21 protein-coding genes and 3 tRNA genes are annotated in these 21,729 nt (G+C 38.7%); 5 read left to right on the top strand and 19 right to left on the bottom strand.

Annotated features, from left to right (window positions below; genetic code table 11):
• Positions 1–587: 587 nt before the first annotated feature.
• The 9 genes from gltX to HMPREF2767_RS06090 all read right to left on the bottom strand — a co-directional run bounded on the left by gltX (position 588) and on the right by HMPREF2767_RS06090 (position 10,142).
• Positions 588–2,048: a glutamate--tRNA ligase gene (gene gltX, locus HMPREF2767_RS06130; protein ID WP_070623133.1), complete on the bottom strand. Its 1,461-nt coding sequence runs from the start codon at positions 2,046–2,048 to the stop codon at positions 588–590.
• The gene (ispF, locus tag HMPREF2767_RS06125; protein ID WP_068128583.1) at positions 2,041–2,529 is read right to left on the bottom strand and encodes a 2-C-methyl-D-erythritol 2,4-cyclodiphosphate synthase; all 489 of its coding nucleotides are present in this window, start codon (positions 2,527–2,529) and stop codon (positions 2,041–2,043) included. The genes gltX and ispF overlap by 8 nt, the downstream gene beginning before the upstream one ends.
• Positions 2,526–3,200, bottom strand: coding sequence for a 2-C-methyl-D-erythritol 4-phosphate cytidylyltransferase (gene ispD / locus HMPREF2767_RS06120; RefSeq protein ID WP_070623130.1), 675 nt, complete (start codon positions 3,198–3,200; stop codon positions 2,526–2,528). The genes ispF and ispD overlap by 4 nt, the downstream gene beginning before the upstream one ends.
• Positions 3,200–4,219: a PIN/TRAM domain-containing protein gene (locus HMPREF2767_RS06115; protein WP_070458390.1), complete on the bottom strand. Its 1,020-nt coding sequence runs from the start codon at positions 4,217–4,219 to the stop codon at positions 3,200–3,202. The genes ispD and HMPREF2767_RS06115 overlap by 1 nt, the downstream gene beginning before the upstream one ends.
• Positions 4,220–4,235: 16 nt before the next feature.
• Positions 4,236–5,606, bottom strand: a complete 1,371-nt coding sequence (gene radA, locus HMPREF2767_RS06110; RefSeq protein ID WP_070458386.1) for a DNA repair protein RadA — start codon at positions 5,604–5,606, stop codon at positions 4,236–4,238.
• Between the two features lie 130 nt (positions 5,607–5,736).
• Complete coding sequence (locus HMPREF2767_RS06105) at positions 5,737–8,181, bottom strand: ATP-dependent Clp protease ATP-binding subunit (RefSeq protein ID WP_070623127.1); 2,445 nt, start codon at positions 8,179–8,181, stop codon at positions 5,737–5,739.
• 3 nt (positions 8,182–8,184) lie between these two features.
• Complete coding sequence (locus HMPREF2767_RS06100; RefSeq protein ID WP_070623124.1) at positions 8,185–9,201, bottom strand: hypothetical protein; 1,017 nt, start codon at positions 9,199–9,201, stop codon at positions 8,185–8,187.
• Positions 9,173–9,673, bottom strand: coding sequence for a UvrB/UvrC motif-containing protein (locus tag HMPREF2767_RS06095; protein ID WP_070458380.1), 501 nt, complete (start codon positions 9,671–9,673; stop codon positions 9,173–9,175). Before HMPREF2767_RS06095 ends, HMPREF2767_RS06100 begins: the two co-directional genes overlap by 29 nt.
• 4 nt (positions 9,674–9,677) lie before the next feature.
• Positions 9,678–10,142: a CtsR family transcriptional regulator gene (locus HMPREF2767_RS06090; protein ID WP_068128600.1), complete on the bottom strand. Its 465-nt coding sequence runs from the start codon at positions 10,140–10,142 to the stop codon at positions 9,678–9,680.
• A gap of 182 nt (positions 10,143–10,324) precedes the next feature.
• Between HMPREF2767_RS06090 and HMPREF2767_RS06085 the strand changes: the two genes are divergently transcribed.
• Positions 10,325–11,539: a NupC/NupG family nucleoside CNT transporter gene (locus HMPREF2767_RS06085; protein WP_070623121.1), complete on the top strand. Its 1,215-nt coding sequence runs from the start codon at positions 10,325–10,327 to the stop codon at positions 11,537–11,539.
• Positions 11,540–11,603: 64 nt separating this feature from the next.
• A complete protein-coding gene (locus HMPREF2767_RS06080) occupies positions 11,604–12,059 on the top strand; it encodes a hypothetical protein (RefSeq protein WP_083302071.1) in 456 nt (151 codons plus the stop codon).
• A 39-nt stretch (positions 12,060–12,098) separates the two neighbouring features.
• On the opposite strand, the gene rpsN is transcribed toward HMPREF2767_RS06080, so the two are convergent.
• Positions 12,099–12,368 carry a 30S ribosomal protein S14 gene (gene rpsN, locus HMPREF2767_RS06075; RefSeq protein WP_068128604.1) on the bottom strand — a complete coding sequence of 90 codons (270 nt, stop codon included), beginning with the start codon at positions 12,366–12,368 and terminating at the stop codon, positions 12,099–12,101.
• A gap of 128 nt (positions 12,369–12,496) precedes the next feature.
• On the opposite strand from rpsN, the gene HMPREF2767_RS06070 reads away from it, so the two are divergent.
• Complete coding sequence (locus HMPREF2767_RS06070; protein ID WP_070623118.1) at positions 12,497–13,810, top strand: MurT ligase domain-containing protein; 1,314 nt, start codon at positions 12,497–12,499, stop codon at positions 13,808–13,810.
• Positions 13,811–13,878: 68 nt separating this feature from the next.
• Here HMPREF2767_RS06070 and HMPREF2767_RS06065 read toward each other — a convergent pair.
• From HMPREF2767_RS06065 to folP, 8 genes are all read right to left on the bottom strand, one after another.
• Positions 13,879–13,952: transfer RNA gene (locus tag HMPREF2767_RS06065), tRNA-Ile, on the bottom strand.
• 12 nt (positions 13,953–13,964) lie between these two features.
• Positions 13,965–14,036: transfer RNA gene (locus tag HMPREF2767_RS06060), tRNA-Gly, on the bottom strand.
• Positions 14,037–14,066: 30 nt separating this feature from the next.
• A tRNA-Val gene (locus tag HMPREF2767_RS06055) sits at positions 14,067–14,139 on the bottom strand.
• A gap of 109 nt (positions 14,140–14,248) precedes the next feature.
• The gene (gene lysS, locus HMPREF2767_RS06050) at positions 14,249–15,742 is read right to left on the bottom strand and encodes a lysine--tRNA ligase (protein WP_040928204.1); all 1,494 of its coding nucleotides are present in this window, start codon (positions 15,740–15,742) and stop codon (positions 14,249–14,251) included.
• A gap of 12 nt (positions 15,743–15,754) precedes the next feature.
• Positions 15,755–16,759: a tRNA dihydrouridine synthase DusB gene (dusB, locus tag HMPREF2767_RS06045; RefSeq protein WP_070623115.1), complete on the bottom strand. Its 1,005-nt coding sequence runs from the start codon at positions 16,757–16,759 to the stop codon at positions 15,755–15,757.
• Positions 16,752–17,228: a 2-amino-4-hydroxy-6-hydroxymethyldihydropteridine diphosphokinase gene (gene folK, locus HMPREF2767_RS06040; RefSeq protein WP_068128611.1), complete on the bottom strand. Its 477-nt coding sequence runs from the start codon at positions 17,226–17,228 to the stop codon at positions 16,752–16,754. The genes dusB and folK overlap by 8 nt, the downstream gene beginning before the upstream one ends.
• On the bottom strand, positions 17,228–17,590 hold the full coding sequence (gene folB / locus HMPREF2767_RS06035) for a dihydroneopterin aldolase (RefSeq protein WP_070623112.1): 363 nt from the start codon (positions 17,588–17,590) through the stop codon (positions 17,228–17,230). Before folB ends, folK begins: the two co-directional genes overlap by 1 nt.
• Positions 17,591–18,379, bottom strand: coding sequence for a dihydropteroate synthase (gene folP, locus HMPREF2767_RS06030; RefSeq protein WP_068128614.1), 789 nt, complete (start codon positions 18,377–18,379; stop codon positions 17,591–17,593).
• Positions 18,380–18,517: 138 nt separating this feature from the next.
• Here folP and HMPREF2767_RS06025 point away from each other — a divergent pair, with 138 nt between their 5' ends.
• Complete coding sequence (locus HMPREF2767_RS06025) at positions 18,518–19,531, top strand: zinc-binding alcohol dehydrogenase family protein (protein ID WP_070623110.1); 1,014 nt, start codon at positions 18,518–18,520, stop codon at positions 19,529–19,531.
• Positions 19,532–19,575: 44 nt separating this feature from the next.
• Entirely contained in the window at positions 19,576–20,268 is a 693-nt protein-coding gene (locus tag HMPREF2767_RS06020) for a YsnF/AvaK domain-containing protein (protein WP_070623107.1), read from the top strand.
• A 44-nt stretch (positions 20,269–20,312) separates the two neighbouring features.
• Here HMPREF2767_RS06020 and cysK read toward each other — a convergent pair whose 3' ends face one another.
• The gene (cysK, locus tag HMPREF2767_RS06015) at positions 20,313–21,248 is read right to left on the bottom strand and encodes a cysteine synthase A (protein ID WP_070623104.1); all 936 of its coding nucleotides are present in this window, start codon (positions 21,246–21,248) and stop codon (positions 20,313–20,315) included.
• Between the last annotated feature and the right edge of the window lie 481 nt (positions 21,249–21,729).

Genomic DNA, 21,729 nt, shown 5'->3' with positions numbered 1-21,729 from the left:
TCTAACAGATTCAGCAAAAATCTGTTAAATAACTACGTAGCCAGTGAGATGAAAGGCACTTTTCGCGCTTAAGGTGTAACAAAACTCGTTCTCACGATTTTATTTAACAAAAATATCGGGATTTTGTTAGATATCTGGATTTATTTAACAAATTTCGTTCGCGTGACCCGATTTTTGTTAATTATAATTTTTTATCTAACATATTTCGGGTGTTTCATCTTGTTTTTGTTAATTATCCGGAGATATCTAACAGATTCAGCAAAAATCTGTTAAATAAACGGCACTGCTACGCACCAGCGCCCCGCCAACAATCCAATTGCTGAACAAAAACCTGCGCTTTACCTCGCGATCGACAATCCCATTAAACTTTACCACCTGTCGCAATTAAAAACACCTCTGCCCTAATACGGACAGAGGTGCGTTGCACGGTTCCACTCTGATTTTTATCTTTTATTCACTTTAAAATTTATGCATTTCTTTAAATAATAGTGTTGCCTTCGCACCGACCAGGCAATCTCTGTTTTCACGTTATTTAAATACTGATAACAACAAGTGAATTATATAACGATTTTTAGTTGTTTTCAATCTTAAAGACTTTGAATGACGTTTTCAATGCGTGCGAGTACTGTCTCTTTACTGAGGAGTTCTAATGCGTTTGGTAATTCTGGTCCTCTCGTTTCGCCTGTTGTCGCTACGCGAATTGGCATGAATAAGTTTTTACCTTTGATTCCTGTTTCTTTTTGCACTGATTTGATCGCTTTTTTAATGTTGTCTGCTGTGAAATCTTCTAAGTTTGCGAATGTTGCTTTTAACGCATCCATTAATTCAGGGACTTGTTCACCAGCTAACACTTCTTTTGCCGCTTCATCATACGAAACGTCTTCTTTAAAGAATTGCTCAGATAACTCGACGATTTCAGCTGCGTAACTCATTTGTGGTTGATATAACTGAACGAGTGATTTTGCCCATTCTAATTCTTCTTCTGAAGCGTCTTCTTTTACGCGACCTGCTTCAACTAAGAATGGTAATGCAAGCTCAAATACTTTGTCGATATCTTTTTGTTTCATGTACTGGTTGTTTACCCATTCTAATTTTACTTTGTCAAAGAATGCTGGTGATTTTGATAAACGTTCTTCTGTAAATAATTCAATGAACTCTTCTTTTGTGAATAGCTCTTCTTCTCCACCTGGTGTCCATCCGAGTAAAGCGATGAAGTTAAATAATGCTTCTGGTAAATAGCCAAGTGCTTCATAGTCTTCGATGAATTGTAAAATACCGCTGTCGCGTTTTGATAACTTTTTACGTTCTTCGTTTACGATTAACGTCATATGACCAAATTGTGGTGGCTCTAATCCAAGCGCTTCGTAAACCATTAATTGGCGTGGTGTGTTTGAAATGTGATCATCTCCACGTAATACGTGTGTGATTGCCATTTCATGGTCATCAATTGCGACGGCAAAGTTGTATGTTGGTGTACCGTCTTTTTTAACGATAACCCAGTCACCAATACCGTTTGAGTCAAAGGATAATTCACCTTTTACCATGTCGTTGAACGTGTATGTTTTATCTTTTGGTACGCGAATACGAATCGATGGTTCTCTACCTTCAGCGATAAATGCTTCTTCTTCTTCTTTTGATAAGTTCGCGTGCTTACCGCTATACATCGGTTGCTTACCGTTTTTAAGTTGTGTTTCGCGTTCTTCTTCTAACTCTTCTGCTGTCATATAGCAACGATACGCTTTGTCTTCAGCGAGTAGCTTTTCGATATAAGGTTTATAAATATGGTTACGTTCAGATTGACGGTATGGCCCATACTGACCTCCGACGTCGACTGACTCATCCCAGTCGAGTCCGAGCCATTTTAAATAATTTAACTGTGAAGATTCACCTTCGTCGACGTGACGTGCTTTGTCTGTATCTTCAATACGGATGATGAACTCCCCACCGTAGTGACGTGCGAATAGATAGTTAAATAGTGCACTTCTTGCGTTACCGATATGTAGGTAACCTGTTGGACTTGGGGCATATCTTACTCTTACTTTACTCATTGTTTGCCTTCTTTCTTTTTAATAAAATCACCGCTTCACTCGCGATGCCTTCTTTTCGACCTAATGCGCCGAGCTTTTCATGTGTTGTTGCTTTTACGTTTACGTTGTCGATCGTTGTGTCGAGTAGTCGCGCGACGTTTTGTCGAATGTCATCGATATACGGACGAAACTTCGGTGCCTCAGCGATAATTACCGCGTCAACGTTACCGACTTCGTAACCTTTTTCTGTCATTTTTGACACGACTTCACTTAATAATACTTGTGAATCCATGTCTTTATATTTTGGATCATTGTCCGGGAAAAATTTTCCAATATCACCAAGTGCGAGTGCACCTAAAATCGAGTCTGCAATCGTATGAAGAAGTACGTCTGCGTCACTATGACCGTCTAATCCTTCTTCATGCTCGATTTCAAGACCACCGATAATTAACGGTCGTCCCTTTTTTAACTGATGAACATCATAACCGTGACCGATTCTCATCTTTCTCGACTCCTTAATATCGATTCTCCGAGTACTAAATCTTCTACCGTCGTAATTTTAATGTTATTATACGACGAATCTACCATAAAAACATCATGTCCGTACGCCTCGACCATCATCGCGTCATCCGTAACTGCTAAGTCGTTTTCAATCGCGTACTCATGTGCATCCATTAATAAATTATAACAAAAAGCTTGTGGTGTGTGCACCTCGAACGTCGTCTCTCGGTTAATTGTTGCTTCAACTTTTCCATCGACAACTGTCTTCATCGTGTTTTTGGCTTTGACACCACAAATGACTGCATCCTTTTCAACGACCGCCGTTTTTAAGCGAGATAAAGTACCCGCATCTAAAAACGGGCGTGCAGCATCGTGTACAAATACGTACTTCGCATCGGCGTATTTAAGCGCATTATATATCGAGTGTTGACGCTCTTTACCCCCGAGTACGATGCGTTTTACTTTTTTGACGTCTTTTAACTCTTCTTTCAGTTCTTCGATGTCTGCTTTTCCAGTTGCGATAACAATTTCTTTACAATCTGGATCTTGATTGAATATATCGACAGTTCTACGAATTATCGACTGTCCGTCAATTTCGTATTTTATCTTGTTAAAACCAAGTCCCATACGTTTTCCGATCCCTGCTGCTGGAATCACTGCTGAATACTGCATTATTTCTCTCCAAGTTTTGTAAATATTATTCTCCCAGAATGGGTTTGAAGTATCGATGTTACTTCAACGAGTACCGTTTCGTTAATAAAAGATTCTCCTGAATCTAAAACGACCATCGTGCCGTCGGTTAAGTATCCAACACCTTGGTTGTCTTCTTTACCTGATTTTGTAATTAAAATCTCGAACGTGTCACCTTGATGGATGTTTAACTGCACCGCCTCAGTTAATTCGTTCACGTTTAATACTGTCACTTTATGGACTTGTGCTACACGATTTAAATTATAGTCTGTCGTAATAATTGCAGCATTTTCTTCTTTAGCGAGTTCAATGAGCTGCTGGTCCACATCTAACTTATCGTATTTGACCGTTTTTACTTTAACGGCGTCCGATTGTTTTTGAAGCGCGTTTAAAATGTCGAGACCGTGTTGTCCTTTATCTCGCTTTAAATGATCGGTAGAATCTGCAATTAATTGTAGTTCGTCTAGCACGAATTGCGGAATAATAATTTCGCCTTCTAAAAATCCGCTTTTTAAAACGTCTAACACACGTCCATCGATAATTGCACTCGTATCGAGTAGTTTTTTTGTTAAATTTTTAGGTGCTCGGTTAAATAACTCGAGAATCTCTGTCGTCTTTTTTAAGCCGAGTTGATAGCCTAGATAACCGAGGACGACTGCTGAAATTAGTGGAATGACTTCACGTACAACAGGTATGTCTAACATGTTCGTTAATAACGTAATAAAAACAGTAAACAATAATCCAAGTAGCATACCAATTGTCGCAAAGAATATTTCCGTAATGTTTCTAGATAATAATTTTCGCTCTACTTTCTTTAACCCGCGCACAAAATATGGCATCGTCCAAAATGTTAAAGCTAAAAATAGTACCCCGCCAATCGCACCATAGAAAAATACGTTGTGGATTGCACTTGGTACTGGAAAGTCCGTCGAATGGAAACACCATATTCCGAGTGTGACTCCGGTAAGAAAGTAGACGAGTGTTAATAATCCTCTTAACATTCGTCTTCCTTCCTTTCTATTTGTAAATTTCTTTCATTGCATCTTTTAACGTTCTTGCACCGACAACTTCAATATCTACAGGAGCTAGTCCTGCTAAATTTGACGCTGGGATAATCGCTCGGTTAAACCCTAGCTTCGCCGCTTCTTGTAAGCGTTGTTCGATTTTAGTAACGCGTCTAATTTCACCTGTTAAACCGACTTCTCCGATGAAACACGTATCGCCTCGTACACTTATATTTTTAAAGCTCGAAGCGATTGCCATAATCACAGCAAGGTCAACCGCTGGCTCATCGAGTTTAACGCCACCCGCGACTTTTATATACGCGTCGTGTTGCTGCATGAGTAGCCCTTCAGATTTTTCTAATACTGCCATGAGTAGTGATAATCTATTGTGGTCGATTCCTGTAGCCATACGTCTTGGATTATGGAAATGCGTTGGCGTGACGAGTGCTTGTATTTCAACGAGCATCGCGCGTGTCCCTTCCATCGTCGCAACAATCGCAGATCCTGGCGTATTTTTAGAGCGTTCTTCTAAGAAGATTTCAGATGGATTTAAGACTTCTTTTAGACCATCGTACTTCATCTCAAAAATACCCATTTCGTTTGTCGATCCAAATCTGTTTTTTACTGCGCGTAAAATTCTAAACGTGTGATGTTGGTCACCTTCAAAGTATAAAACAGTGTCTACCATATGTTCGAGTAAACGCGGCCCGGCGATCTGCCCGTCTTTAGTAACGTGTCCGACGATAAACGTCGCGATGTTTTGACCTTTTGCGATATTCATAATTGACTGTGTACATTCACGTACTTGAGACACACTTCCTGGTGCACTTGTAATATCTGGATGAAATACTGTTTGAATGGAGTCAATAATTAAAAAGTCTGGATTTAATTTATTGATCTCGTCGTGGATATAAAATAAATTCGTTTCTGCGTATACGTTTAAATTCGACGCATCTGTCGTAATTCGGTCTGCACGCATTTTAATTTGTTCCAGAGATTCCTCACCTGAGACGTATAGAACGTCGTAATCTTCCGCAAGAGTGAGTGCCGTTTGAAGTAAAATCGTCGACTTTCCAATCCCTGGATCTCCCCCGATTAAAATAAGAGAACCATCGACAATCCCACCACCAAGTACTCTGTCAAACTCGCCACTTTTCGTTTTTGTACGCGGTGACTCTTTTTTCGTCACACGTGATAACTGGGTCGCACGTGTTTTTTCATCGGTCACTTTACCGAGTGTGCCGCGTCCAGATGCTTTCGTTTCTTTATGTACAAGCGACTCTTCCATTTGGTTCCATGCCCCACAGTTTGGACATCGACCGTACCATTTTGGAGATTCGAATCCGCATGCTAAACATTCAAATACTGTTTTTGTTTTTGCCATTTGTAAACGTTAACCTCCTCGGTTTAATTACTCACTATTATATAATTTTCTAAACAATTATGAAAGTACCGTACATATGATATAAAAGGGTTTAGAGCATTATAACAAGCTCTAAACCCTCGACATCTATTTATGCATTTTCAGTTGTCTTTTCAAGCGATCCTGTGTCGACTTTAAATGCGTCGTCTTTATAATCGACAGACACCGTTTTACCTACTAAGTCTTGTCCACTTAATATCGCTTCACTTAACGTGTCTTCAATATTCTTTTGAATACTTCTATTTAATGGTCGCGCACCAAATTCTTTGTCGTACCCGTCATCGACGAGTGCTTTTACTGCGCTGTCTGTTAATTCAACTTGAATGTCACGGTCTTTTAGACGCGCATTTAAGTCTTTAATCATAAGAGAAACGATTTCTTCTAGATGTTCTTTTTCTAAGCTGTGGAATACGATGATATCGTCGACACGGTTTATGAATTCTGGTCTAAACGTGTTTTTAAGTTCTTTCATCATCGTATTGCGAATTGTTTCGTAGTCTTCTGAAGCTTCTTGAGAGCCGAATCCTACGAATTTGTTGTCTCGTAACTCAGTCGCTCCGACGTTAGATGTCATGACGATGACTGTATTTCTAAAGTCGACTGTACGACCTGTTGAATCTGTAAGACGTCCGTCATCTAACACTTGAAGTAACATATTAAATACGTCTGGGTGTGCTTTTTCAATTTCATCGAATAAGATGAGTGAATATGGTTTTCTACGCACGCGTTCTGTTAATTGACCACCGTCGTCATATCCAACATATCCTGGAGGTGAACCGACGAGTCTAGAAACGCTATGTTTTTCCATATATTCAGACATATCGATACGAATCATCGCGTCATCTTCACCGAAAAGTGCTTCAGACAGTGCTTTTGCAAGCTCAGTTTTACCGACACCTGTCGGTCCTAAAAAGATGAAACTACCGATTGGGCGTTCAGGATTTTTAAGCCCTGCACGTGCACGGCGTACTGCTTTAGAAATTGATTCTACCGCTTCATTTTGACCGATGACTCTGTCGTGTAGAATTTTCTCTAAGTTTAACAGTCGCTCTGACTCTTCTTCTGCAATTTTTTGCAGTGGAATGCCCGTCATTTTTGAAATGACAAGTTCAATATCTTCGCGCGTTACTTTTTGCTTGTCTGACGATTGCGCGTTCTTCCAGTCGTTTTCTAACTGTTGAAGCTTCTCTTCGATTTTCGTTTGGTCATCGCGGTATTTCGCTGCTACTTCAAATTCTTGAGATTGTACAGCTGCGTTTTTCTCTTGTTTTACTTTTTCTAACTGATCTTCTAAATCTTTTAAATCTGGTGGTGACATATGTGATTTTAAACGCACTTTTGAAGATGCTTCATCGATTAAGTCAATTGCTTTATCTGGTAAGAAACGATCTTGAACGTAGCGGTTTGACATAACCGCTGCTGCTTCGAGTGCTTCATCAGTAATTGTCACACTGTGATGTGCTTCGTAACGGTCACGTAGTCCTTTTAAAATTAAAATCGTGTCCTCAACTGACGGTTCGTCAACCATTACAGGTTGGAAACGACGTTCGAGTGCTGCGTCTTTTTCGATATATTTACGATATTCTTCTAACGTTGTCGCACCGATAACTTGAACTTCTCCTCTAGATAGAGACGGTTTTAAAATGTTAGATGCATCTACTGAACCTTCCGCACCACCTGCTCCGATTAACGTATGCATTTCATCGATAAATAAAATTACGTTTCCTGATTTTTTAATTTCATCGACGACTTTTTTCATGCGTTCTTCGAATTCACCGCGGTACTTAGTACCTGCAACGACTGTACCCATATCGAGCATCATGACGCGTTTATCTTTTAACGTTGACGGTACTTCGTTTTTAACGATTTTTTGCGCAAGTCCTTCCGCGACAGCCGTTTTACCGACCCCTGGCTCACCGATTAATACCGGATTGTTTTTTGTACGGCGTGATAACACCTCGATGACTCGTGTAATTTCATCTGATCGACCGATGACTGGATCTAAACGCCCATCTTCTGCTTTTTTAGTTAAATTTGTCGCAAGACCGTCAAGTGTTGGCGTATCTGTTTCAGGTTTTGCTTCTTGTGACTTATACATCTGCGGGTTCCCGAGCATTCGAATGACCATCGCTCGTGCGCGCGTGATGTTTAAACCGAGAGAAGATAAAACGCGTGCTGCGATACCTTCACTTTCACGTATTAACCCGAGTAATAAATGCTCTGTTCCAACGAAATTATGGTGTAGTTTTCGTGCTTCATCCATAGATAATTCGATGACGCGTTTTGCACGCGGTGTGTATTGAAGGTTGACTGGCGTTTCTGTACCCTCTGTCACGAATTTACTAATTTCTTTTTCTATTAATGGTTCTGTAATATCAAAAGCTTGTAAAACTTTTGCTGCGATACCTTCTTGTTCTCGCACGAGACCAAGTAGTAAGTGCTCTGTTCCTATATTTGAATGTTTTAAGCGAATCGCTTCTTCTTGTGCATACGCTAATACGCGTTGTGCACGTTCAGTTAATTTACCAAATAACATAGATTAAATACCTCCTAAGCGCCGTTTTAAAATTGTGGCACGCGCTTTATTTTCTGCTGCATCGATATATGCGGGTTCTACCGACTCTATATTTTGACGTATAAATGCACGTTGTATTTGATTTAATATCGTTTGAAATTCAAAGTTTTCGATTTCTAAAATTCCCATATCGACGCCATATTTTAAATGACTTAAATGCATTGCTGCTTCTTCTAATGACATTTGCTCTGCATACTTTAATAATCCATATGATCGAAATACAGTATCTCTCACTGTCAACGCACGATTTTGATAAAACCAATCTCTCATTCGAGTTTCTTCAAATATAATTTGTTCTTTAATTTCCTCGAGATGATGGATAATCTCTAACTCACTTAAACCTAACGTAACTTGGTTCGAAAGTTGATAAACATCTCCAACTGGATGTGTCCCTTCTCCGTATATACCACGAAGCGTGTATCCCATATGCGTGAGGACGTCACGTAGACGTTTAATTCGTTTGTTTCTCGTTAAGGCTGGTAAGTGAAGCATCACAGACGCACGAAGTCCCGTTCCAACATTCGTCGGACACGCCGTCTTATATCCGTACTGACGATCGAATTGATACGTTAAATCTTTTTCTAGCGCATCATCAATGTCAGATGCCACCTCATACAGTTCTTCAAGCGAACGTCCGACATTTACAACTTGAATACGAATATGATCCTCTTCTCCGATCATAATCGACGTCGTTTCATCTTCACTGACAATCAGTGTCACACCACGATTTTTAAACAGTTTACTGATTAAAAACTTTTCGTTCATTAGTTCTTTTTCGATATCCGTTAACTCATTCATGTGTATGACGTTAAACTCCGGATAGTCTGTTGTAATCGTCTCTATAATCGGTGCGTACTCTTTGTCATCCTTAATAAGATGCGGATAATTTAAGCCTTCGACATTACGCGCAAGGCGAATGCGAGACGACATTTCAATCGGTGGATGTGTGCTGTTATTCAGCCAGGGGCTCGTCTTCACCATTACCACCCTCCTTTAACGCTTTGATTTCATCTCTCACAACTGCAGCTTCTTCAAACGCTTGCGTTTTAATCAGTACGTTTAACTTTTCTTCGAGTCTTTCGATTTTTTCTTCTTGTTTTAAATATAATTCGTACGATTTCGGCACTTTACCGACGTGACGATCTTTTAAATGTTGTACACGGTTAATCATCTGGTGAATATCACTTCCAAATGTTTCATAACAGTGTTCACATCCGAATCGACCCATGTCGACGATTGTTTTTAATGTAGATCCACAGTGATGACACGTTCTCATTTCAGATTGTGCGTGTAACATAAAATTATTTAAGTGATTGTGGTCTTGGTCTTCAACGCTTTGATTAAATAATTCATGCGCGCACTCTTGGCATAAAAATAGTTCGTTTTTATGTTCGTTTTGACTGACCGCCACATGAATCATCGCCTCACGTTTAAGACATCTTTCACACCGCATTCAATCACTCCTCGTATAATATTGCTTCAATAATGTTGCGCATAATATGTGCGCGTAATATATCTCGTTCAGGTAAATCGATTAATAGCGTCTCTCTTAAAATAATGCGATCCATAATACGTGCTTCGTTATATGTAATCACTTCTCGGTCATACATAGACTGTATTAAATGTTGCGCATTGATTTGAGAGAGTCTATCCCCAATTAACCCAAGTATATGTTCTAAATAGTCTGCTTTAGCGTGAGTTTCAATTTTAGTAATTCTAATGTACCCACCGCCACCACGTTTACTTTCAACGATATAACCAAGTTCGTTTGTAAAACGTGTTTTAATGACATAGTTTAGTTGCGACGGAACACAATCGAATTTCTCAGCGATTTGCGCACGTTTAATTTCAACGCGCTCATTATGAGACTCCTCAATTTTTTGTTTCAGATAAGCCTCGATAATATCCGACATATTTCGCATAGAACCACCTCTTTTTGACCTTCTTTGACTATAGTATAACCTATTTGACCTATTTTAATCAATTTGGATGCTTATCCATATGTTTTAATTCATCTTTCAAATCATTGAACATTCTTTACATACAATATACACAACAGTTATAATAATGGAATAACGTCATAAATTTTATAGAGGTGTGTTATATGAACATAGTATGGGGAATTATCGGTATAGCAGTTACGTTCTTCTTAGCGTGGATTGCAAGTTCTGATAAAAAACTCGCATTTAAAAAGTGGAAACAAATACTGTTACTACTCGCATTACAATTCGCATTTGCCTTTTTAATTCTATCTACAGGTGGCGGACGTAAAGTAGTCGATGGGCTCGCGTTTGGATTCGGTAAATTACTTGAATATGCAGGCGTCGGTACGAGCTTCGTATTCGGACCGTTACTCGTTGACGCAAATGGTGAAGGACAATTTGTATTCTTCTTTAACGTATTAATTCCTATCATCGTAGTTTCGGCATTAATCGGTATTTTACAATACTTTAAAATCTTACCAGCAATCATCCACGGCTTAGGATGGATTTTATCAAAAATTACTGGTATGCCATTTATTGAGTCTTATAACGGTGCAGCTTCGATGTTCCTTGGACAATCAGAAGTATTCGTTTCATTAAAAAACCAAGTACCTTTACTTGGCGAACAACGTCTGTATACACTCGCAGCGCAAGCGATGAGTTCTATTTCTCTATCGATGGTTGCAGCATACATGACACTATTACAACCAGAGTACGTCATCACGGCAATTGTGCTGAACTTATTCAGCGTTTACATCATCATACATATTATTAACCCGTATGATGTACCTGAGGAAGAAAACTATTCTGCATCAGAGTCTAACCCTGACCAAGGGAAGTCATTCTTCCAAATTTTAAGTGACTACATTTTACAAGGTGCTTTAATCGCGGTTATCGTAGCAGCGATGCTGATCGCATTTAACGCGCTTATCGCAATCTTAAACAACTTATTCTTAGCGATTCCTGGATCGGTATTTACGTTCCAAGATATACTCGGTTACATCTTAATGCCACTTGCTGTATTAATTGGTGTGCCAGTTGCTGAAGCGCATGAAGTTGGTATTTTAATGGCAACAAAACTCGTTACAAACGAATTCGTTGCGATGGAAAACTTACAAGCAATTAAAGATACTTTTGGACCTCGTACTCAAGCAATGGTTTCAGTATTCTTAGTTTCGTTCGCTAACTTCGGTTCGATCGGAATTATCGTAGGTACTGTTAAAGGTATCCACGCAAAATCTGGTGACCTTATTGCGAAATTCGGTTTAAAACTTGTATACGGTGCGTCTCTCGTATCTGTATTAAGTGCAGTTATCGTTGGATTCTTTGTAAGATAAATAGATAAGGTATGTCTTTAGACATACCTTTTTCTTATATATAAATTTAATCGAGGTGAAAAGAATGATTTCAGTAACAGAAAACCCATCAGGAAAAACATATGAGGCTTTACTCGACTTTTTATTTGAGACGTGCGATACGTTTCAACTCGTCGTGCGTACAGATATTTTAAAGTACGAACATGCATTTCAAGATTTAAACGAATGGTTTGGGGACTCATTTATAGAAGTGCTGGAACAACATGAATGGCCATCGACAAACCTTTTCGATGACACCGCAAAAGTGTATTACTTTAAGACGACATCTGAAGCAAAAGATAAGCTACTCGAACGCTCGAATAGTTTATATGACTGGAGTTTACCGGACTCTCCTGAAGACTTATGTTTCTTTAAAGACGATGAGGCATATTTAAGTGTCTCTTCTGAACTAGAAGAAATTTACTTATATCCAACTTCTGATGAAGAAGTTGCTAAAATTAAAAACATCGATGGATTAAAAACGGTTGAGATCTCATTTTAAATCAAAAAAGTCCTCTTCTTTAAGAAGAGGACATTTTGATTACCAGCTTGATTTTTTAACGCCAGGGATTTGGCCTTTATGTGCAAGTTCACGGAATTTAATACGTGATACTCCAAATTTTCTAAGTACACCGTGCGGACGCCCTGTCACTTCACAACGATTAACGAGTCGTGTTGGTGATGCGTCTCTCGGTAATTTTTTAAGACCTTCGTAGTCTTTATTTTTCTTCATTTCTTCTCGAATTGCGCGATACTTTTCTACAGTTGCTTCGCGCTGTTTGTTTCTAGCTATTTTAGATTTTTTAGCCATACAATCCTCCTATATCGTAATTGTTACGTTTTATAATTATAGCACGTCTTTTAAAAAATTCAAATTTATTTATTTATTTTATTTGAAAATGATATAATAATACATACTAATTTTAAGGGGAAATCTCAATGTCTATTAGAACAACATTCGCTTTATTAACAGGTCGCATAACGAAGCGACTCCTTACAACATTTACTGGTGGTGGTTCTAGCCTCCCAGGTAAAATAGCACTTAAAATCTCTCCAAATATAATTAAAGATATCTCACAACATTATGACGTTATCATCATTACTGGAACGAATGGAAAGACATTGACGACACGTTTAATCACAAACATTTTTAAGAAAAAATATAATACGATCGTGTCTAACATACAAGGCAGTAATATGGTTCAAGGGATAGCTGGTGCTTTCATCGAACATAAAAATCGTACAGATGAAAAGAAATTTGCTATTTTAGAAGTCGATGAAGGAACTCTAAATAAAGTCGTTGAAGACTTAAACCCAAAGTACATAATCCATACAAATCTATTTTTAGACCAAGCAGATCGCTATGGTGACGTTACGAAAACATATGAGTTACTCGTAAACGCTGCTAAAAAAGTACCGGATGCGATACTGTTACAAAACGGAGATTTACCGTTATTTAATACGGTAGAGTTACCGAACGAACGAAAATTTTTCGGTGTAGATACACCTGTTCACCCACCAAAATCTCAGCATAATTGCCCGAAATGTGGTGGCACACTATCTTATAAAACATATACGTACTCTGGACAAGGAAACTATTACTGTAAATCAGGTAATTTTAAGCGACCAATACTCGACTACAAAGTCACAGATATTATAAAGCTTTCAGAAGAGTCGTCTACTTTTCGTATAGACGATGCGACGTTTAAAATCCCAGTCGCTGGTTTATACAACATCTATAACGCACTTGCTGCGTATAGTGTCGCTAAAGAATATGATATTAATAACGAGGATATTAAATCTGCGCTACTTGAGACAGAACGTGTATTTGGCCGACAAGAACGCATTAATATATACGGTCACACAGCAACATTAAACGTTGTTAAAAACCCTGTCGGTTTAAACCAAGTCCTAACTCTAATCGAAGCAGTTGAAGAGCCAATGACACTCGTTGCGCTCTTAAACAACCGTCCCGCGGACGGGGTAGATGTGAGTTGGTTACGTGATGGTAACTTCGAATCATTACTTAGTCAAAACATTACGACAATTAAAACTGGTGGGATAAGTAAAGAAGTTATGACTGAACGTTTAGTTGAAGCAGGTTTTAACCCTCACATAATTAAAGAGTATGACAATCTAGAAAAAATCGTCGAAGATTTAAAGCACGCGAGTACAGATAACATTCAAATTATCGCGAGTTATACTGCAATGCTTGAGTTTAGAAAAGTATTAAAAGATAAAAAAATCATCTAGCACAAAACCGTTCATTACGAACGGTTTTTTTGCATAAAAAAAGACAGCCGTTACCGACTGTCGAACGATGGGCCTAGGTAGATTCGAACTACCGACCTCACGCTTATCAGGCGTGCGCTCTAACCAACTGAGCTATAGGCCCTAGAAAGTAAAAAGCGGAAGACGGGATTCGAACCCGCGACCCCCACCTTGGCAAGGTGGTGTTCTACCACTGAACTACTTCCGCAGATGATTTACTTTTAAAATTAAAAAAAAATGGAGAATGGCGGGCTCGAACCACCGACCCCTTGCTTGTCGAGCAAGTGCTCTCCCAACTGAGCTAATCCTCCATGACACAACACTATACATATTACAATGAATTTTAATAACCGTCAAGTGTTTTTTATAAATAGCTATAAAGAGAACATCCACCGATAATTATCGGCGGATGTTTCCTAATTACTTACTCTGTCTCATATAAGGGAATAATAGAACGTCGCGAATCGATGATGCGTTCGTTAACAGCATTACGAGACGATCGATTCCTATTCCTAAGCCACCTGTTGGTGGGAGTCCATATTCTAATGCTTCGATGAAGTCTTCATCCATTTCATGTGCTTCATCGTTCCCGCTTTTCGCTTCGTCGACTTGCATTTGGAATCTTTCTCTTTGATCGATTGGATCGTTTAACTCTGTGAACGCGTTCGCGTGTTCACGTCCGACGATAAATAACTCGAAGCGGTCAGTGAATCTTTCATCTTCTGGGTTTTTCTTAGATAACGGTGACACTTCTACTGGGTGACCGTAAACAAATGTTGGTTGATGTAGGTGTTCTTCTACTTTTTGTTCAAAGAATTCGTTTAATACGTGACCAAACGTACTATGGAATTTATCGACTTCAACACCGTGTTCTTTTGCAAGCGCGAGTGCTTCTTCGTCTGACATTTGTTCAAAGAAGTCTACTCCTGTATACTCTTTAACAATTTCAGCCATGTGGACTCTGCGCCAACCTGGTGAAAGATCGATTTCTTCTCCTTCGTATTCTACGACTGAAGAACCGAGTACTTCTTTCGCTACGTGTGCGACTAAGTTTTCAGTTAAGTCCATAATATCTTCGTAGTCTGCGTATGCTTCGTATAATTCAAGCATCGTAAACTCAGGGTTATGACGCGTTGATACCCCTTCGTTACGGAATACACGACCGATTTCGTACACTTTGTCGAGCCCTCCAACGACGAGACGTTTTAAGTGAAGCTCTAACGCAATACGCATATATAAATCAACGTCTAATGCATTATGGTGCGTAATAAACGGACGTGCCTGCGCACCACCAGCGATCGCATGCATCATCGGTGTTTCAACTTCTAAGAAGCCTTCACCGTCTAAATATTTTCTGATCTCGGTAATGATTTTACTACGTAAAATGAAACGCACTTTAGACTCTTCGTTTGTCAGTAAATCTAAGTAACGTTTTCTATAACGCTCTTCAACGTCTTTCAGTCCGTGGTGTTTGTCTGGTAATGGACGTAATGCTTTAGATAAATGTACATACTCCGTCGCTTTTACAGATAATTCACCTGTGTTTGTCTTAAACATAACACCTTCAACACCGACGATATCACCTAAGTCTGTTTGATTCCAAACGTCGAACGTGTCTTCACCAATTTGGTCTTTACGCACGTAAATTTGAATTTGTCCATCGATATCTTGAATGTGCGCAAATCCTGCTTTACCTTTACCACGTTTTGTCATCACGCGCCCTGCGATACGCACTTTAGACTCTGTTTCTTTTTCTGCTAATTCTTCTTTAGAAAACTCGTCCCAATTTTCGACTAATTCTTTAGACGTAGCATCTACAATAAATTTTTGTCCAAATGGGTCGAGTCCTTTTTCACGAAGTTCGTTCATTTTATTTAGACGAACTTCAATTTGGTCGTTAATTTCTTCACTCATTGATATGTCTCCTTATACAAGTATTTCTGTTTGTTTATTGTCACGTAATTCCATGTCTCGTTTAAATTGTGTTAAAAGTTGAATGAGATCTCTTCGTGTTTTCACTGTATTAATTTGCCTGCGAACTTGTCCGCCACCTTTAACGTTTCGCAAATACCACGACGCATGTTTCCTCATTTCCATAATAGCAGTTTTCTCACCTTTTAAGTCGATTAAACGATCCATATGTAGTGTGAGTACGTCGATTTTCTCATCTAAACTCGGTTCATCGAGTAATTCACCAGTTTCTAAATAATGAACGGTTCTGTATATAATCCAAGGATTCCCTTGTGCGGCACGGCCAATCATCACAGCATCAACACCTGTTTCGTCGAGCATCTTTTTAGCGAGTTCTGGAGTTGTAACGTCTCCATTACCAATTACTGGTATGTTCACCGCTTCTTTTACTTGTCGAATGACGTCCCAGTTCGCTTTTCCTTCGTACATTTGTACGCGTGTACGTCCGTGAATTGCAATTGCAGCAGCGCCCGCTCGTTCAGCGGCTTTCGCATTTTCAACTGCGTAGATGTGTTCTTCATCCCAACCGATACGCATTTTACAAGTGACAGGCTTTTCAACCGCTTCTACAACAGCACTTACCATTTCGTATATCTTATCTGGATCGAGTAACCACCTCGCACCCGCTTCACAGCGGATGACCTTATTCACTGGGCATCCCATATTAATATCTATAATATCAGCGTTCGTATGTTTGTCGACATATTTTGCCGCTTCAACTAAAGTGTCTTTTTCACCACCGAATATTTGAAGTGACATTGGGTGCTCTGTCTCGTCCACCTCGAGCATTTTTAACGTGCGTTTATTGTTAGTGATCAGTGCTTTGTCGCTGATCATTTCAGCACATACCATTCCAGCACCAAACTCTTTGACTGTCTTTCTAAACGCGACGTTGGAAATCCCTGCCATTGGCGCAAGTACAACGCGGTTTGGGATTTCTACATTCCCAATTTTAAACATCCGTGTCACCGTTTAGTTCTTCTAACAGCTCTTTGACAGTTTTATTAAATGTCGGATGTACTGCATTCGGTGCGATTTCGTTGAACGGTTCTAACACGAACTTGCGTAGATGCATTTCTTCGTGTGGGACGATTAAATTATCGATGTCGATTTCTAAATCTTCATACATGAGTACATCGATATCAATCACTCGAGGTCCCCATACTTCTTCACGTACGCGACCGAGTTGACTCTCTACATATAAACAAAACTCTAGTAGCTCGATCGGTTCAAGGTCTGTTTCAACTTCAACAACCATATTTAAAAAATCTGGTTGATCAGTTTTACCATACGGTGCAGTCTCATATATAGATGATTGTTTCGTGACATCACAATCTTTTCCACTATCTAGTAATTGAATCGCTCGATTTAAGTTTTCAAGGCGCTCTCCAATGTTTGCGCCTAGTCCGAGATACGCTTTAGCTTTCATTATTTAACCTCTCTATTTAACGTCACACTCACATCTTTGTAGTTGCCATCGATTGGTGGACTCGGTTTTGTGATTGTAACCTCGATTTTCTTCACAACTGGATAGTCATTTGTTAGTTTCTCTATTATTTTATGTCCTAGATGCTCGAGTAAGTTCACTGGTGGGCCCTGAATGATTGCTTCAACAGTTTCGTACACTTCTGCGTAGTTAATCGTGTCGTTCACGTCATCAGAAACTCCAGCTTCTGTTAAGTCTGTATATAGCAACACATCGACGATAAAGTACTGCCCGATATCTCTTTCAGCTTGTAACACTCCGTGATAAGCATAAAGTCGAATGCCATTTACTCTTATAATATCCATTTAATTCCCTCTTAACTTCATATAAACGTCACTAATATCGCGATTCATTTTTACATTGTGAACGCGTACCGCGTCTACACCGTGATTTATACCGATAACAGTTGTTGCTGCAGTACCCGCATCGCGGTCTTTTGGTCCTCTATCGTCTTCGATAAGTTCTTTAATCATTCGTTTACGACTCGTTCCGAGTAGAACTTTATAGCCTAAATCGACGAGTTTGTGTAAGTTTTTCATCACTTTAATTTCTTCGTCTCGTGATTTTACAAATCCAACGCCTGGATCTAACCAGATGTTTTCATCTTTGATGTTATACTTCTTACAAAGTTCGACACTTTCTTTTAGCTCGGCAATCATAGCTTCGACGACGTCGTCGTATTTACCATGTTCGTTATTGTGCATTAAAATAATCGGCACGTTATATTCGCTGACGACTTCTAAGATCTTTTCATCGTACGTTCCACGCCACTGGTCGTTAATAATTGTAGCACCTGCTTCAATACTCGCTTTTGCGACTTCACTACGAAACGTGTCGACTGAAATATCGACACCTAAATTTAATTCGTGAATCGCTTCAACGACTGGGACGACGCGACGTATTTCTTCTTCTATAGAAATCGGCGTATATCCACCAGGACGTGTTGAATAGCCACCGACGTCGATAATATCAGCACCATCTTTTACCATTTGTTTTGCATGCTCGACCGCATTGTCAAGCTGATGAAATTCTCCACCATCACTAAAAGAATCTGGTGTCACATTTAATATCCCCATAATTTGTAGTCGCTTCACTCTAATCATCCTCAATTACATAGAATATAAGTATTATACCATTTTTTATCGGCTTTTTAACTTATAAATTCTTTGACGGTTTCTTATGTTAGAAGTAAGGGTATTCATATATTAACTATTAAATTGGAGGCGTTAAACATGTATGCGATTGCTGCAGATGAACCATTTAAACTAAGTGAAGGAAATAAGTTTTACAAAAAAGATTTCGAAAAACCAAAACTAAACGATAAAGACGTATTTGTTAAAGTAAAATCGATTGGTATGAATCCGGTCGACACAAAAACACGTCAAACTGAAATTAAACACTCACCGAGAATACTCGGTTACGATGCGGTAGGTGTTATTGAAGATGTTGGAAGTGAAGTGACGAGTTATAAAAAAGGAGACGTCGTTTTTTACTCCGGTCGTGCAGATATTGACGGCTCGAACGCAACACATCAAGTGATGCATGAAGCGTATATCTCACATGCACCTAAAAATGTATCGTTTAATGAAGCGGCAGGATTTCCACTCACTAGTCTTACTGCGTCAGAAACACTCTTTGAAGTATTTAATATTAGTAAGAACAAAGAAGACAATAAAGGTAAATCCATTCTTATTATTAACGGTGCAGGTGGCGTTGGAAGTATGGCGACACAAATTGCGAAACACTATGGCCTCACAGTGATTACGACCGCATCAAAAAGTGAAACAAAAGAATGGTCAAAATCACTCGGTGCCGACATCGTGTTAAATCATAAAAATGATTTACGTGATGAATTTAAATCTCATAATATCGAAAACGTCGACTATGTATTTTGTACATTTGACACAGATTTATATTATGAAGTGATGATTGATCTTGTAAAGCCACGTGGTCATATCGCAACAATTGTCGCATTTACTGAAAAACAAGACTTAAACCTCTTAAAAGCAAAAAGTATTACGTTTACACACGAATTTATGTTTACAAGAGCACTACAAGATCTTGATGACCAGTATCAATACCATAGATACTTAAGTGAAATTAGTCATCTTATTAATGAAGGTGTTTATAAACCAACAGTCACAGAGGTTATGAAAGGATTATCAGTAGACAATATCTTTAAAGCACATGAAAAATTAGAAAATCACGAAGTTCATGGAAAACTCGTTATAGAAGTTGAAGAGTAAGAGTATAAGTATGTTTAAAAAATTATAGATTTGGAGTGATTACTATGTCACAATTTACTCAAGCACAAAATATTACTGAATTAGATAAAAAAATTAACGCTTATGTCGCGCGTGGATATGAGCCGAATGAATTAACTGTATTTACCGCTCAACCAGTTCCCGAACTTTTACAAAAATATAGTGGGCTAAACGAAGCGATTATTACCGACGAGACGACAGATGCTTCTGTTTTTAAAGATTTTACCGATGAAGAACTCATCGAGGTTTCTAATTTACTCGATCGAGGTGAGTACTTGTTATTCATCTTTAATGAAGGTGATAACAATAAACAAGAAGTACCTGGAAAATTCGAACTACATGAAGAACAACTCGTCGCGAATAAACATACTGTTGACGCAGGCGAAGTAAATGTTAGAAAACGTGTAAAAACACGTGAAGAAGAAATCGATGTACCGATTCAAAAAGATTCCGTCACTATCGAACGTCATAAGTTTGAAGAAGAGCCGTTATTATCAGAATACAATAACGCTGAAGACACTGACGACATCAACGTTACGCGTATACCAGTGACTCGAGAGCGTATTCGCATTATTAAAGAGCAAGTCGTTTCTGAAGAAATTGTTATTCGAAAAGAAGTGACAGAAGAAGTGAAACATATTAAAGACACCGTCCAATACGATGACATTGAAGTCGATAAGACTGGTGATAATTTAAATGTAACAGAGAGAGAAAAATAAGCACAAAAAACCCAGCAACTTAATGTTGCTGGGATTTATTTTTATTATTCAAAATCAAATAGTGGAGTTGAAAGATATCTTTCACCGTTTGATGGTAATACAGTTACAACCGTTTTACCTTTACCTAATTTTTTCGCTTCTTCAAGTGCTGCATATATTGCTGCTCCAGATGAAATACCTCCGAGTATTCCTTCTTCTTTTGCTAATTTTCTAGCATATTCGAATGCTGTTTCATTCTCTACTGTAACGACACCGTCATAAATTTCTGTGTCTAATGTGTCTGGTACAAATCCTGCACCGAGTCCTTGTAATTTGTGTGGACTTGCTTCTCCACCTGATAATACCGGTGAATCTGCAGGTTCTAACGCGTAAACTTTTGTGTCTGGATTATGCTCTTTTAATACGTGTCCAACACCAGTTACTGTTCCACCTGTTCCAACACCCGCAATAAATGCATCGATCGTAAACCCTGCACTTTTCGCTTGTTCTACAAGTTCTGGTCCTGTTGTGTTTTCATGGATTTTAGGGTTTGCTGGGTTTTCGAATTGTTGTGGCATGAAGTAACCATCTTTTTCAGCAAGTTCATTCGCTTTAGCAATTGCGCCTTTCATCCCTTCGGCACCTGGAGTAAGCACTAATTCTGCTCCGTATGCTTTTAGTAAATTACGACGTTCTTTACTCATCGTGTCAGGCATAACTAATACTGCTTTATATCCTTTACTCGCAGCAACCATCGCAAGACCAATACCAGTGTTACCACTTGTTGGTTCTACGATTGTTGTATCTTTCGTTAATTTACCTGCTTCTTCTGCAGCTTCAATCATCGCAAGAGCGATACGATCTTTAACAGAAGAGCCTGGGTTCATGAATTCTAGTTTTACGTAAACATCTGCCATATTATCATCTGTTAATCTGTTTAATTTTACGAGTGGCGTATTACCAATCGCTTCAGTAATATTATTAAATACTTTATTAGACATAAAATGTCCTCCCATTTTTATTTCATAGTAACTAACTATGAATATAACACGGTAGGGCTAGAATTACAAATGTGATGCTTAGTTGATGGTAGGATTTACTGGAAGTTACTGGTGGATTGGATTTTTCATCTTATAAAGTTTAATAATACACTTTTGCGTGGTTATATTTAACAAAAATTTTCGGGTTTTGTTAGATATCCGGATTTATTTAACATATTTCGCCCGTGGCGATCACTTTTTGTTAATTATATTTTTTTATCTAACAAAAACGGTGCTGAATCCCGGGAATTTGTTAATTATCTCGATATATCTAACAGATTCAGTAATTATCTGTTAAATAACCACATCGCTAGCGAGACGGAAGGCCCGTTCAGTTCTTAAAAGTGTAATAACGCTCTTTATCAAAATTTTATTTAACAAAAATATCCGGATATTGTTAAATATCTGATTTTATTTAACATATTTCGCCCGTGGCGATCAC

It is taken from the genome of Nosocomiicoccus sp. HMSC067E10 (assembly GCF_001810835.1).
Lineage (GTDB): Bacteria > Bacillota > Bacilli > Staphylococcales > Salinicoccaceae > Nosocomiicoccus > Nosocomiicoccus ampullae_A.
The sequence above is the reverse complement of the archived record's forward strand: the minus strand, read 5'-3'. Positions and strand labels throughout refer to the sequence as shown.

Coding starts and splice junctions, on each gene's coding strand:
- gltX (WP_070623133.1), bottom strand. CDS start 2,048: ATGAGTAAAGTAAGAGTAAGATATGCCCCAAGTCCAACAGGTTACCTA.
- ispF (WP_068128583.1), bottom strand. CDS start 2,529: ATGAGAATCGGTCACGGTTATGATGTTCATCAGTTAAAAAAGGGACGA.
- ispD (WP_070623130.1), bottom strand. CDS start 3,200: ATGCAGTATTCAGCAGTGATTCCAGCAGCAGGGATCGGAAAACGTATG.
- HMPREF2767_RS06115 (WP_070458390.1), bottom strand. CDS start 4,219: ATGTTAAGAGGATTATTAACACTCGTCTACTTTCTTACCGGAGTCACA.
- radA (WP_070458386.1), bottom strand. CDS start 5,606: ATGGCAAAAACAAAAACAGTATTTGAATGTTTAGCATGCGGATTCGAA.
- HMPREF2767_RS06105 (WP_070623127.1), bottom strand. CDS start 8,181: ATGTTATTTGGTAAATTAACTGAACGTGCACAACGCGTATTAGCGTAT.
- HMPREF2767_RS06100 (WP_070623124.1), bottom strand. CDS start 9,201: ATGGTGAAGACGAGCCCCTGGCTGAATAACAGCACACATCCACCGATT.
- HMPREF2767_RS06095 (WP_070458380.1), bottom strand. CDS start 9,673: ATGCGGTGTGAAAGATGTCTTAAACGTGAGGCGATGATTCATGTGGCG.
- HMPREF2767_RS06090 (WP_068128600.1), bottom strand. CDS start 10,142: ATGCGAAATATGTCGGATATTATCGAGGCTTATCTGAAACAAAAAATT.
- HMPREF2767_RS06085 (WP_070623121.1), top strand. CDS start 10,325: ATGAACATAGTATGGGGAATTATCGGTATAGCAGTTACGTTCTTCTTA.
- HMPREF2767_RS06080 (WP_083302071.1), top strand. CDS start 11,604: ATGATTTCAGTAACAGAAAACCCATCAGGAAAAACATATGAGGCTTTA.
- rpsN (WP_068128604.1), bottom strand. CDS start 12,368: ATGGCTAAAAAATCTAAAATAGCTAGAAACAAACAGCGCGAAGCAACT.
- HMPREF2767_RS06070 (WP_070623118.1), top strand. CDS start 12,497: ATGTCTATTAGAACAACATTCGCTTTATTAACAGGTCGCATAACGAAG.
- lysS (WP_040928204.1), bottom strand. CDS start 15,742: ATGAGTGAAGAAATTAACGACCAAATTGAAGTTCGTCTAAATAAAATG.
- dusB (WP_070623115.1), bottom strand. CDS start 16,759: ATGTTTAAAATTGGGAATGTAGAAATCCCAAACCGCGTTGTACTTGCG.
- folK (WP_068128611.1), bottom strand. CDS start 17,228: ATGAAAGCTAAAGCGTATCTCGGACTAGGCGCAAACATTGGAGAGCGC.
- folB (WP_070623112.1), bottom strand. CDS start 17,590: ATGGATATTATAAGAGTAAATGGCATTCGACTTTATGCTTATCACGGA.
- HMPREF2767_RS06025 (WP_070623110.1), top strand. CDS start 18,518: ATGTATGCGATTGCTGCAGATGAACCATTTAAACTAAGTGAAGGAAAT.
- HMPREF2767_RS06020 (WP_070623107.1), top strand. CDS start 19,576: ATGTCACAATTTACTCAAGCACAAAATATTACTGAATTAGATAAAAAA.
- cysK (WP_070623104.1), bottom strand. CDS start 21,248: ATGTCTAATAAAGTATTTAATAATATTACTGAAGCGATTGGTAATACG.